The sequence below is a fragment of the Mycobacterium sp. 852002-53434_SCH5985345 genome (assembly GCF_001667155.1).
GTDB lineage: Bacteria > Actinomycetota > Actinomycetes > Mycobacteriales > Mycobacteriaceae > Mycobacterium.
Genome location: NZ_LZIE01000039.1, coordinates 90,923 through 103,254, shown reverse-complemented (window position 1 = coordinate 103,254; position 12,332 = coordinate 90,923). Strand labels below are relative to the sequence as shown.

Sequence of the window (12,332 nt, the reverse complement as noted above, 5' to 3'; positions counted from 1 at the left end):
CAACCGACGTCGGCCAGCCGATTTCGGGTCGGCAAACATTCTCGAATACGAAGCTACCGCCAAACCCTTGTGGGCTTACTCTTGGCTCTCGTGTCCAAACTTTCAACCGCAGCGCGTCGGTTGCTAATTGGCCGGCCGTTTCGCAGCGACCGGCTGAGTCACACCCTGCTGCCCAAGCGGATCGCCTTGCCGGTGTTCGCCTCCGACGCGTTGTCCTCGGTGGCGTACGCGCCCGAAGAGGTCTTCCTGATGCTCTCGGTGGCCGGCCTGTCCGCGTACGCGTTGACGCCCTGGATCGGCCTCGCCGTGGCCGCGGTGATGCTGGTCGTGGTGGCCAGCTACCGGCAGAACGTGCACGCCTACCCGTCGGGCGGGGGCGACTTCGAGGTGGTCACCACCAACCTCGGTGACACCGCCGGCCTGGTGGTGGCCAGCGCTCTGATGGTGGATTACGTTCTCACCGTTGCCGTTTCGACGGCGTCGGCGATGTCTAACATCGGCTCCGCCATCCCGCTGGTGGCTCAGCACAAGGTGTGGTTCTGCGTGGCGGCCATCCTGCTGGTGATGGCGCTGAACCTGCGCGGAATCCGGGAGTCCGGGCTGGCGTTCGCCATTCCGACCTATGCGTTCATCGTCGGCGTCTTCATCATGATCGGCTGGGGCCTGGTCCGGATCTTCGTGCTGGGCAACCCGCTGCGCGCGGAGTCGGCCGGCTTCCAGATGCACGCCGAGCACGGCCAGGTCGTCGGCTTCGCGCTGGCATTCCTGGTGGCGCGGTCCTTCTCCTCGGGCTGCGCGGCGCTGACCGGTGTGGAGGCCATCAGCAACGGCGTTCCGGCCTTCGAGAAGCCCAAGTCGCGCAACGCGGCGACGACGCTGCTGATGCTGGGGGCGATCGCGGTGGCCCTGCTGATGGGCATCATCGTGTTGGCCCAGCAGATCCGCGTTCAGCTGGTCGAGGATCCCGCCACACAACTGGCCGGCGCCCCGCCGGGCTACTACCAGAAGACCCTGGTCACCCAGCTGGCGGAAACGGTGTTCGGCAGCTTCCACATCGGCTTCCTGCTGATCGCCACGGTGACCGCGCTCATCCTGGTGCTGGCGGCCAACACCGCGTTCAACGGGTTCCCGGTGCTCGGCTCGGTGCTGGCGCAGCACAGTTACCTGCCGCGCCAGCTGCACACCCGCGGGGACCGGTTGGCGTTCTCCAACGGAATCCTGTTCCTGTCCGGCGCCGCGCTGCTGGCCATCATCGCGTTCCGCGCCGAGGTCACCGCCCTGATCCAGCTGTACATCGTCGGGGTGTTCATTTCGTTCACCCTGAGCCAGATCGGCATGGTGCGGCACTGGACCCGATTGCTGCGCACCGAGACCGACCCGCGTGCGCGCCGCAAGATGATGCGCTCCCGGGTCGTCAACACGGTCGGATTGCTCTCCACCGGCGCGGTTTTGTTGGTCGTCCTGGTGACGAAGTTCGTCGCCGGCGCGTGGATCGCGCTGTTCGCGATGGGTTTGCTGTTCGGGATGATGAAGATGATCCACCGGCACTACGGCACCGTCACCCGGGAACTGGAGGAGCAGGCCGCCGCCCAGCACGACGTGGTGTTGCCCAGCCGCAATCACGCGCTGGTGCTGGTATCCAAGCTGCATCTGCCGACGCTGCGCGCGCTGGCCTACGCCCGGGCGACCCGCCCCGACGCCCTCGAGGCGGTCACCGTCAGCGTGGACGACGGGGAAACCCGCGAGTTGGTGCACCAGTGGGAGGAAAGCGACATCAGTGTGCCGCTCAAGGTCATCGCCTCGCCGTACCGCGAAATCACCCGCCCCATACTGGATTACGTCAAGCGGGTCAGCAAGGAATCGCCGCGCACCGTCGTCACCGTGTTCATCCCCGAGTACGTGGTGGGCCATTGGTGGGAGCAGGTGCTGCACAACCAAAGCGCGCTGCGGCTCAAGGGCCGGCTGTTGTTCATGCCCAACGTAATGGTGACTTCCGTTCCGTGGCAACTGAATTCGTCGGAGCGGCTGCAGACGCTGGAGCACCACGTGGCTCCGGGGGACACTCGTCGGGGAATCTTCGATTGACCCGCGAATCCCCCCGCGCACCCGCGGCGGTGCTGCCCCCGCACGAGGAGCTCACGTTGGTCACCGGCGCCCCGGCCAACGGCGGCAGCTGCGTGGCGCACCACGAGGGGCGCGTGGTGTTCGTCCGTTACGCGTTGCCGGGTGAGCGGGTGCGGGTGCGGGTCACCGCCGACCGTGGATCTTATTGGCACGCCGAGGTTGTCGAGGTGCTCGAGCCGTCGGCCGACCGCGTCGAGTCGCTGTGTCCCATCGCCGGGGTGGACGGTGCCGGGTGCTGTGACCTCGCGTTCGTCGCCCCGGAGGCGGCCCGCGCGATCAAGGCGCAAGTGGTGGTCAATCAGCTGGAGCGGCTGGGCGGACACCGCTGGAATGGCGAGGCGGAACCGCTGTCGGACTCCGGGCCGACGGGTTGGCGCACCCGGGTCCGGCTCGACGTGGGCGCCGACCGCCGCGCCGGGTTTCACCGGTATCACAGCGACGAGCTGGTGACCGACCTGCGCTGCGCGCAGTTGCCGGCCGGCATGCTCGACGGAATCGCCGAATCCGACTGGCCGCCGGCCGCCCAGCTGCACGTCGTCGTGGACGACGACGGTGCGCGCCACGTGGTGCGCACGCTGCGGCAGGGCAGGAAGACCGCGACCAAGGTCGTCGAGGGCAGCTACGAGGCGGTGCAGCGCGTCGACGGCCGCAGCTGGCAGATCCCGGTGACGGCCTTCTGGCAGGCGCACCGCGGCGCGGCGACGGTGTACAGCCGCCTGGTCGCCGACTGGGCCCAGCCCGGCACCGGCGCGACCGCGTGGGACCTGTACGGCGGCGCCGGCGTTTTCGCCGCGGCGCTCGGCGCGGCGGTCGGGGAGTCCGGTCGGGTGCTGAGCGTCGACACCTCGCGCGCGGCCACGCGCGCCGCCCGGGCCGCGCTGGGCGACCTGCCGCAGGTGCACGTCGTCACCGACTCGGTGCGGCGGGTGCTCAACGCGCAACGATCCGGCGCCGATGTGGCGGTGCTGGATCCGCCGCGCGCGGGGGCCGGGCGCGAAATCGTCGATCTACTGGCCGCCGCCGGCGTCCCGCGGATAGTGCACATCGGTTGCGAGGCAGCATCTTTCGCCCGCGACATCGGGCTCTACCTCGGCCGCGGCTATGCCGTCGAGAAGATCAAGGTGTTCGACGCGTTCCCGCTGACTCATCACACCGAATGCGTCGCGCTGCTGACCGCTGGCAATTAGAAGAAGGGCGCCGCAGCCGATAGACTCCATCGCGGTGTGCCGGGAAGTCTGGTCGGCGATGTCCCTGTCGACCAACCGAAAGGCACGAGTGCCTACCGACAAAGCGCCGTCGCGTCTGCGGGTGCCGCGATCGTGAACGATGGTCTGCGGTTCGCGCTCATCATCTTGTTCTCCAGTGCGGTAGGTCTGGTCGCTGTCTTGGCGAACCGCCTGACAGAGCGGGTCAAGGTCCCCGTTCCACTGCTCGTGCTCGTCGGGACGGCAGCGGTGGTGCACTCCGTGCCCGCGGTGCAACCACCGTCCGAGCGGATCGTGCAACAGGTAATCACCATCGCCCTGGTGCTGGTGCTGTTCGACGGCGGAATGCATATCGGGCCTTCTCGTTTCCGCGCGGCGGTGGCCCCCATCCTGTCGGCCGGCGTCGTGGGCACCGCCCTCACCGCCGCCGGCGCAGCCTTGGTCCTGCACTACGCATGCGGAATCAGCTGGTTCCCCGCGGTGCTCGTCGCAACCGCCGTAGCCCCCACCGATCCGGCCGTGGTGTTTTCTGTCCTGGGCAAACGCGAGATCAGAGGCCGCAGCAGCACCATCTTGGAGGGCGAGTCAGGCGCCAACGATCCTGTGGGCATCTCGTTGATGTCCGGCCTGATCGCTGCCGGCGGCCTCAGCGCGGCCGGATTCGCCAGCGTCGGAACTCAATTCGCTCTGCAGATGGCGATCGGCCTGGGCGTCGGGGTGATCGGCGGCCGCGCCTTGCTCGTCTTCATGCGCCGCGTGGCGCTGCCGAGCGAAGGTCTCTATCCGCTACGAACGCTGGCATCCATCCTGATGCTGTACGGCATCGCCACGCTTGCACACGGATCGGGATTTCTGGCGGTGTTCGTCGCCGGCATCGTGATCGGCGACGCTCGCGCGCCCTACAAGCCGGAGATCAAGCGATTCCACGCCGCCTTGGCCGGTCTGGCCGAGATCGTCGCGTTTGCCATTTTGGGTTTGACCGTCGACCTCAACGTGCTTACCCATCCCGATGTCTGGATTCCCGGGCTCGTCCTCGGTGTGGCCCTAACATTGGTGATTCGCCCGTTGGCGGTGGGTTCCTGCCTGGTTCCAGTCCGACTGCAGCGAAACGAACGCGTCTTCATCCTGTTCGCCGGCCTCAAAGGGGCGGTGCCGATCCTGCTCGGCGAGTTGCTGCGCGCCGCGCACATTCCCAACGCCGAACGCCTCTACGGCATCGTCGTCGTCGTCGTGATCTTCTCGGTTCTGGTGCAAGGCAGCTCGGTGCCCGGCGTCGCAAGACTGCTGGAACTGCCCATGCGCACCGTGCAGACCCAGCCATGGGAGATAGGTGTGCGGCTCGCGGACGAACCGGAGGGGGTCCATCGCTTCAGCGTTGCCGCGGGCTCTGCCGCCGAGGGGTGCACGGTCGAGGGGCTCAGTGACCGTGTCGGCGACATCTGGGTGAGCATCGTGGTCCGCACCACCGGCCTGGTGCCGGTGCGGGGCGACACCGAACTTCAGACCGGTGACGAGGTCGTCGTGCTGGCGGATCCCGAGCTGCGCGACACCCTGGCCGAGCTTTTCGGGCCCTCGTAGTCCGGCCCTCGTAGTCCGGCGACATCAGGCTCCCTGCTGTTCCGGCGCTCGCTGCGTAGACTATCGGGATGCTGGAACAGATCCGCGGGCCCGCTGATCTGCAACACCTGTCCCAACAGCAGCTGCGCGAACTGGCCGCCGAGATCCGCCAGTTCCTGATCCACAAGGTCGCTGCGACCGGGGGACACCTCGGGCCCAACCTCGGCGTCGTCGAACTGACGCTGGCGCTGCACCGGGTGTTCGACTCGCCGCATGATCCGATCGTCTTCGACACCGGTCACCAGGCATACGTCCACAAGATGCTGACCGGGCGCTCGCAGGACTTCGAAAGCCTGCGCAAAAAGGGCGGGCTGTCGGGCTATCCCTCGCGCGCGGAGAGCGAACACGACTGGGTCGAGTCCAGCCACGCCAGCGCGGCGCTGTCGTACGCCGACGGCCTGGCCAAGGCGTTCGAGCTGACCGGCCACCGCAACCGGCACGTGGTCGCCGTGGTCGGCGACGGCGCGCTCACCGGCGGCATGTGCTGGGAGGCGCTGAACAACATCGCGGCGTCGAAGCGGCCGGTGATCATCGTGGTCAACGACAACGGCCGCAGTTATGCGCCGACGATCGGCGGCGTCGCCGACCATCTGGCCACCCTGCGGCTGCAGCCGGCCTACGAGCACGCCCTGGAGAGGGGCCGCGAGGCGGTGCGCTCGATGCCGTTCTTCGGCGAGCTCGCCTACCGGTTCATGCACAGCGTCAAGGCCGGCATCAAGGACTCCCTGTCACCGCAGCTGCTGTTCACCGACCTCGGGTTGAAGTACGTGGGACCGGTCGATGGCCACGACGAACGCGCGGTGGAGATGGCGCTGCGCCACGCGCGGGGCTTCGGCCGGCCGGTGATCGTGCACGTCGTCACCCGCAAGGGCATGGGTTTCGGCCCGGCGGAGGACGACGAAGCCGAGCAGATGCATTCCTGCGGCGTCATCGATCCGGTCACCGGGCAGGCCACCAAAGTCGCCGGTCCCGGTTGGACCGCCACCTTCTCCGACGCGCTGATCGGCTACGCCAGGAAGCGCCGCGACATCGTGGCCATCACCGCGGCGATGCCCGGTCCGACCGGCCTGAGCGCCTTCGGGCAACAGTTCCCGGATCGCTTGTTCGACGTCGGAATCGCCGAGCAGCACGCGCTGACGTCGGCCGCAGGGCTGGCGATGGGCGGCATGCACCCGGTGGTGGCCATCTATTCGACGTTCCTCAACCGGGCCTTCGACCAGATCATGATGGACGTGGCGCTGCACAAGCTGCCCGTCACCATGGTGCTCGACCGGGCCGGGATCACGGGTTCGGACGGCGCCAGCCACAACGGCATGTGGGACATGTCGATGCTGGGCATCGTTCCCGGCATGCGGGTGGCCGCGCCCCGGGACGCCACCCGGTTGCGCGAGGAACTCGGCGAGGCGCTCGACGTCAACGACGGGCCGACGGCGCTTCGGTTCCCCAAAGGCGATGTGGGAGAAGACATTCCGGCCCTCGAGCGGCGCGCGGGTGTCGACGTGCTCGCCGTCCCGGCCGCCGGGCTGAACCACGACGTGCTGCTGGTGGGTGTCGGCGCGTTCGTCCCGATGGCGCTCGAGGTCGCCAAGCGGCTACACAACCAGGGGATCGGCGTTACGGTGATCGACCCGCGTTGGGTGCTGCCGGTGTCCGAGGGCGTGATCGAGCTCGCCGGGCAGCACAAGCTGGTCGTCACGTGCGAGGACAACGGCGTCAACGGCGGCGTGGGGTCGGCGGTATCGGCGGCCCTGCGGCGCGCGGAGATCGACGTGCCGTGCCGCGACGTCGGCCTGCCGCAGCGGTTCTACGAGCACGCCTCGCGGGGTGAGCTGCTGGCCGACCTGGGGCTTACGGATCAGGACGTGGCCCGCCGCATCACCGGATGGGTGGCCGCGCTGGGTAACGCCGTCACCGAAGCGGAGATCCGCGAGCACCTCGACTAGCGGCGATCGGGAGCGCGGCGGAGCCGGGCGAACCGGGTCGCCGCTATCGGGACTAGTCGCTTTCGGCCTCCGGCTCGTCGGGCGGTTGCAGCGCCCGGGCCAGAGCGGGATCCACCAATTCGCGCTGCCAGCGCCGGGCCTGCCCGGCCCGCAGAAACGTCTCGACGGCCTCGAAAGGGTCGGGGGCGGGCTCCCAGTCCCAGCACAGCCGTCGCACCAGGTCGGGCGAGACCAGGTTCTCGGTGGGGACGTGCACCTGCTCGGACACCTCCGACAACGCCGCCCGCGCCGCCTCCAGCCGTGCGGCCGCCTCCGGTTTGCGCCTGCTCCACCGCGCCGCCGGCGGGGGCCCGTTTGGCGGTTCGGCATCGACGGGCGGGTTCTTGGTTTGCCGGGCCGACTCCAGCGCCCCCAACCACGTGGCGGCGCTGCGACGTTGATTGCGCCCACCGAACACCGGCAAGGCGGTGAGGTCCTCGATGGTCTTCGGGTCGGCGATGGCGGCCTCGATGATGGCCGAGTCCGGCAGGATGCGTCGCGGTGCGATGTCGCGGCGCTCGGCGATGCGGTCGCGCGTCAGCCACAGCTCGCGGACGGCGGCCAGGGCGCGCTGGTCGCGCACCCGATGGATTCCCGACGTCCGCCGCCACCGGTCCCGCCGTGTGGCCGCGCTGGGCTCCCTGGCACCTGCCACCCGTAGGAAATCGAATTCCTCTGCGGCCCAACCGGTTTTGCCTTGATCGGCCAGCACATCGGCGATCGCGGCGCGCAGCTCGATGAGCAGTTCCACATCCAGCGCCGCGTAATTGAGCCATTCGGCGGGCAGCGGGCGTTTGGACCAATCGGCCGCCCCGTGCCCCTTGGCCAACCCGGAACCGAGCAGCCGCTCCACCATGGTCGCCAGGTTCACCCGTTCGAAGCCGGCCAGCCGCCCGGCGAGCTCGGTGTCGTACAGCGCGGGGGGCCGCAAGCCGACCTCCGCGAGGCAGGGCAGGTCCTGGTCGGCTGAATGCAGGATCCATTCGTCTTCGCTGAGCACCTCGGCGACGGGCCGCAGGGCCTCGAGCGGCTCGGCGCCGTGACTGACGGGGTCGATGAGCACGGTGCCTGCGCCGGCCCGCCGGATCTGAATCAGGTAGGCCCGGTTGGAGTACCGGAAACCCGAGGCCCGCTCGGCGTCCACCGCAAACGGTCCGCGACCACGGTCGAGCAGCTCCGCCGCCTCCTGGATCTGGCGGACGGTCACCGAGAGGTCCGGGATCCCTTCGGCCGGGTGCAGCAGGGGCGTGGGCGCGGATTCGGTGTCGTCGGGCGCCGTGCTGCCGGCCCCATGGGCCGCCGGTTCGCACATGTCAGGCGCGTGACCGCGAGCTCAGATCGGTTACGCCGGTCGGCGGGAGACCCGCCGCGTGTTCCAGTACCTCGCAGAAGGCCTCGACATGGACGCCGACTTGCGGCGTGGTCGCCGTCCACGACGCCCGCAGCTCCAACTGGTGGGCGCGCGGGGGTCCCGAAATGTCGCCGTAGCGCACCGAGGTGGTGGCGGTGACCGTGCCGCCGAGGGCGGTGACCTGCTCCATCCGCGACTCGAGCGCGTCGACCAGCCAACTCCACGCCACCTCCGGGAGCAGGGGGTCGACGGCCTCGCTGGGGTCCAGGTCGGCCTGGATGTAGGCGACCAGGCGGATGGTGCCGTCCCACGCGTCGGCGCCTTCCGGGTCGTACAGCAGGATCAGGCGACCGAAGGCGTCGCCGTCGGATCGCTCGGGGACGATTTCGCGGTCGGGATGCTTGACCTCGGCCCCCAGCGCGTAGCTGTAGGGCGCCAGTCGTTGCGGCGGGCGGATGGGGCCCAGCTCGATTTCCGGGCGGACGGTGACGCCGTTCATCGCCGCTACCGCCTCGCGGAATGGCTCCGGTTCAGCTGAGGTCACTTGGCGCCGCTCCTGTTCATCCCGGCCACTCTGCGTCGTCGCGGCCCGGGTCATCTGTGCCGCTCCTCCACATCGCTGCCGTCCCCCGCAAGCGGGAGGTGCCCCCACTGCGTCGTCGCGGCGCGGGTCACAGGGTCCGACGGTAGCGCTATCGGGCGACACGCGGAACCAGGCGCGCCGACCGCTACCAACCCGTTACCCGACCTCAACGGCCGGTATCTCCCCTGCTCAGGAGCCATTTCCGCCGGTAAATCGGGCCGGCCGCTTCTCGCGGTGCGCCGCGAGCCCTTCCTGCACGTCGGGGCCGCTGAAGCTGAGGAATTCCAGGCCGAGCGAGGTCTCGAAGGTGGGCGCGAACATGCGGTACCAGGAGTTGAGGCTGTGCTTGGTCCAGCGGATGGCGTCCTGTGCGCCGCGGGCCAGATCCTCGGCGATCCGCGTCGCCGTGGACAGCACGTCATCGTCGTCGACGCAGGTGGACACCAGCCCGATGCGCTCGGCTTCCTCACCGAGCAGCGTCTCGCAGGTGAGCAGGTAGTACTTGGCCTTGGCCATGCCGACCAGCAGCGGCCAGCAGATCGCTGCGTGGTCGCCCGCGGCCACGCCCAGCTTGGTGTGCCCGTCGATGAGTTTCGCGGTGCGGCCCGCCACCGAGACGTCGGCGAGCAGGGCCACCACCAGGCCCGCCCCGACGGCCGGGCCGCGGATGGCCGAGACGACCGGCTTGTCGAAGTTGACCATGTTGAGCACCAGGTCGCGCGCTTCCCGCATGATGCGCATCCGGCCCTCGTAGTCGCCGATGGTTTCGGCGATCAGGTCGAAGCTGCCGCCGGAGGAGAAGGCCTTGCCCTCGCCGCGGACCAGCACGACGCGCACGTCGGGGTCGCGGGCGATCGCCGGCCAGATGTCGGCCAGGTCCCGGTGCATCTGCGGCCCGACCGAATTGAGGCCGGGGGCGTCGAGAACCAGCGTCAGGATGCCTTCGAGACCGGTTGCGTCGCCGACCTCGCAGCGCAGGCTGGGGAACTCGTCGTAATTCACGGGCGGGTGGCTGACTGGCACGGTCGTCGATATTACGCAGCAGCGCCCTCGTGGCAGCATTGAGGACAATGAGTACTCGCCGCGACCTCCCCGAGTCGCCGTATCTGGCCGCCGTCACCGGTGGCAAACCCGGCCGGATCCCGGTGTGGTTCATGCGGCAGGCGGGTCGTTCGCTGCCCGAATACCGGGCGCTGCGGGCCCAGACCGACATGTTGTCGGCCTGCTTCGACGCCGAGCTGGTCTGCGAGATCACCCTGCAGCCGGTGCGCCGGCACGACGTCGACGCGGCGATATTGTTCTCCGACATCGTGGTGCCGCTGCTCGGCGCGGGCGTCGACCTGGACATCGTCGCGGGTGTGGGGCCGGTGATCGCGTCACCGGTGCGCACCGCGGCTGACGTCGATGCGATGAAACCCCTTGACCGCCAACGGATTCAGCCGGTGTCCGACGCTGTCACGCTGCTGGTGGCCGCGCTCGGCAGCGTCCCGCTGATCGGGTTCGCCGGCGCGCCGTTCACCCTGGCGTCTTATCTGATCGAGGGCGGCCCCAGCCGTCACCACGCCCGCACCAAGGCGATGATGCTGGCCGAACCGGATTGCTGGCATGCGCTGATGGAAAAGCTGACCGACATCACCGTGGGCTTCCTGCGGGCGCAGCTGGAGGCCGGGGTGGACGCCATTCAGGTGTTCGACTCGTGGGCGGGCGCGCTGTCGCTCGCCGACTACCGCACCTACGTGCAACCGCACAGCGCCCGGGTTTTCGGCGCGCTGGCCGACTATGGCGTGCCGATGACGCACTTCGGGGTCGGCACCGCCGAACTGCTGGGGGCCATGTCAACGGTAGGCACGACGGTGGTGGGCGTGGACTGGCGGACCTCGCTCACCGACGCGGCCACCCGGGTGGCACCGGGTAACGCGCTGCAGGGCAACCTCGATCCGGTGGTGTTGCTAGCGGGCTGGCCGGCCGTCGAACGGGCTGCCCGGGCCGTGGTCGACGATGGGCGCCGCGCCGTCGACGCGGGAGTGACCGGTCACGTGTTCAACCTCGGCCACGGCGTGCTGCCTGAGACCGACCCCGGTGTGCTGACCGATCTGGTGTCACTGGTCCACTCCCTATGAGTTCGTATTGCGTTGTCGGGGGCGGTATTTCGGGTCTGACGGCGGCATACCGGCTGCGCACGGCGGTGGGTGACGACGCGGCCATCACCCTGTTCGATCCCGGGGACCGGGTGGGCGGGATCTTGCGCACCGAGCAGGTCGGCGGGCAGACCATGGACCTGGGTGCCGAGGCGTTCATCCTGCGCCGGCCCGAGATGCCCGCGCTGCTGGCCGAGCTGGGCCTGTCGGGGCGCCAGCTGGTGTCCACCGGCGCCCGGCCGTTGATCTACAGCCAGCAGACGCTGCACCCGTTGCCCACCGGCACGGTGGTCGGGATTCCGTCGTCGGCCGCCTCCGTGGCGGGGTTGGTCGACGAAGCGACCGTCGCGCGCATCGAAGCCGAACCCGGGCGTCCTTTCAGCTGGCGACCCGGCAGCGATCCCGCGACCGCCGAACTGGTGGGCGAGCGGTTCGGCGATCAGGTCGTGGCGCGGTCGGTGGATCCGCTGCTGAGCGGGGTGTACGCCGGTTCGGCGGCCACCATCGGGCTGCGCGCGGCGGCCCCCGGCGTCGCGGCCGCCTTGGACCGCGGGGCCACCAGCCTGACGGACGCGGTCCGGCAGGCGCTGCCGCCGGTGAACGGCGCACCCGTGTTCGGGGCGCTGGACGGCGGGTACCAGGTGCTGCTCGACGCGCTCGTCGAGCGCGGCCGGCCGCACCGGGTCCGGGCCGCGGTGCAACGGCTCGAACCGGCCGGCCCCGGGTGGTCGGTGCTGGATGACACCGGCGCCCGATGGCACGCCGACGCGGTGATCCTGGCCGTCCCGGCCCCGCGGGTGGCGCGCCTGCTCGCCGATGTCGCCCCCACGAGCGCCGCTGCCGCGGGCCGGATCACCAGCGCGTCGTCGGTGGTGGTGGCGCTGGCGGTGCCGGGCGACACGCCGTTCCCGCGGTGTTCCGGCGTGCTGGTCGCCACCGGCGAGCCGTTGCGGAGCAAGGCGATTACGCTTTCGTCGCGCAAATGGGGCGCCCGCGGGGACACCCAGCTGCTTCGGCTGTCGGTCGGGCGCTGCGGCGACGACGTGGCTGTCAGCATCTCGGACGACGAACTGCTGGGCTGGGCGTTGAGCGACCTGGTCGACGTGTTCGACCTGGCCGTGGACCCCGTCGATGCCCGCGTGCAGCGCTGGATCGAGGCCATGCCGCAGTACGGACCCGGCCACGCCGAACTGGCGGCCGAGATCCGCGCGGGTCTGCCCCCGACGCTCGCCGTGGCCGGCAGCTACCTCGACGGCATCGGCGTGCCGGCATGCATCGGGGCGGCCGGCCGCGCGATCGAGGCCCTCGACGTGGAAGTGGCACGATAGGTTC

Annotated in this window: 9 protein-coding genes and 1 pseudogene; 6 read left to right on the top strand and 4 right to left on the bottom strand. The window is 69.7% G+C overall.

Annotation, left to right across the window (positions count from 1 at the left end; genetic code table 11):
* Positions 1-90: 90 nt before the first annotated feature.
* The 4 genes from A5756_RS08265 to dxs all read left to right on the top strand — a co-directional run bounded on the left by A5756_RS08265 (position 91) and on the right by dxs (position 6,889).
* Positions 91-2,085: an APC family permease gene (locus A5756_RS08265; protein WP_066950286.1), complete on the top strand. Its 1,995-nt coding sequence runs from the start codon at positions 91-93 to the stop codon at positions 2,083-2,085.
* 29 nt (positions 2,086-2,114) lie between these two features.
* The gene (locus A5756_RS08260) at positions 2,115-3,311 is read left to right on the top strand and encodes a class I SAM-dependent RNA methyltransferase (RefSeq protein WP_066950283.1); all 1,197 of its coding nucleotides are present in this window, start codon (positions 2,115-2,117) and stop codon (positions 3,309-3,311) included.
* 132 nt (positions 3,312-3,443) lie between these two features.
* Positions 3,444-4,907 carry a potassium/proton antiporter gene (locus A5756_RS08255; protein WP_082948096.1) on the top strand — a complete coding sequence of 488 codons (1,464 nt, stop codon included), beginning with the start codon at positions 3,444-3,446 and terminating at the stop codon, positions 4,905-4,907.
* Between the two features lie 68 nt (positions 4,908-4,975).
* Positions 4,976-6,889: a 1-deoxy-D-xylulose-5-phosphate synthase gene (gene dxs, locus A5756_RS08250; protein ID WP_066950280.1), complete on the top strand. Its 1,914-nt coding sequence runs from the start codon at positions 4,976-4,978 to the stop codon at positions 6,887-6,889.
* A 52-nt stretch (positions 6,890-6,941) separates the two neighbouring features.
* On the opposite strand, the gene A5756_RS08245 is transcribed toward dxs, so the two are convergent.
* From A5756_RS08245 to A5756_RS08235, 4 genes and pseudogenes are all read right to left on the bottom strand, one after another.
* Positions 6,942-8,240, bottom strand: a complete 1,299-nt coding sequence (locus A5756_RS08245; RefSeq protein WP_066950277.1) for a ribonuclease D — start codon at positions 8,238-8,240, stop codon at positions 6,942-6,944.
* A 1-nt stretch (position 8,241) separates the two neighbouring features.
* A complete protein-coding gene (locus A5756_RS08240) occupies positions 8,242-8,877 on the bottom strand; it encodes a DUF3000 domain-containing protein (protein WP_066950274.1) in 636 nt (211 codons plus the stop codon).
* Positions 8,874-8,952 (bottom strand): annotated as a pseudogene (locus A5756_RS26695) (hypothetical protein); the annotation flags it as partial. The gene A5756_RS08240 and the pseudogene A5756_RS26695, both read right to left, overlap by 4 nt.
* 99 nt (positions 8,953-9,051) lie before the next feature.
* Positions 9,052-9,924 carry an enoyl-CoA hydratase/isomerase family protein gene (locus A5756_RS08235; RefSeq protein WP_156659338.1) on the bottom strand — a complete coding sequence of 291 codons (873 nt, stop codon included), beginning with the start codon at positions 9,922-9,924 and terminating at the stop codon, positions 9,052-9,054.
* A gap of 8 nt (positions 9,925-9,932) precedes the next feature.
* On the opposite strand from A5756_RS08235, the gene hemE reads away from it, so the two are divergent.
* Together hemE and A5756_RS08225 are read left to right on the top strand one after the other, a co-directional pair.
* On the top strand, positions 9,933-10,982 hold the full coding sequence (hemE, locus tag A5756_RS08230; protein WP_066950268.1) for a uroporphyrinogen decarboxylase: 1,050 nt from the start codon (positions 9,933-9,935) through the stop codon (positions 10,980-10,982).
* Positions 10,979-12,328: a protoporphyrinogen oxidase gene (locus A5756_RS08225; protein ID WP_066950265.1), complete on the top strand. Its 1,350-nt coding sequence runs from the start codon at positions 10,979-10,981 to the stop codon at positions 12,326-12,328. Before hemE ends, A5756_RS08225 begins: the two co-directional genes overlap by 4 nt.
* Positions 12,329-12,332 lie beyond the last annotated feature (4 nt).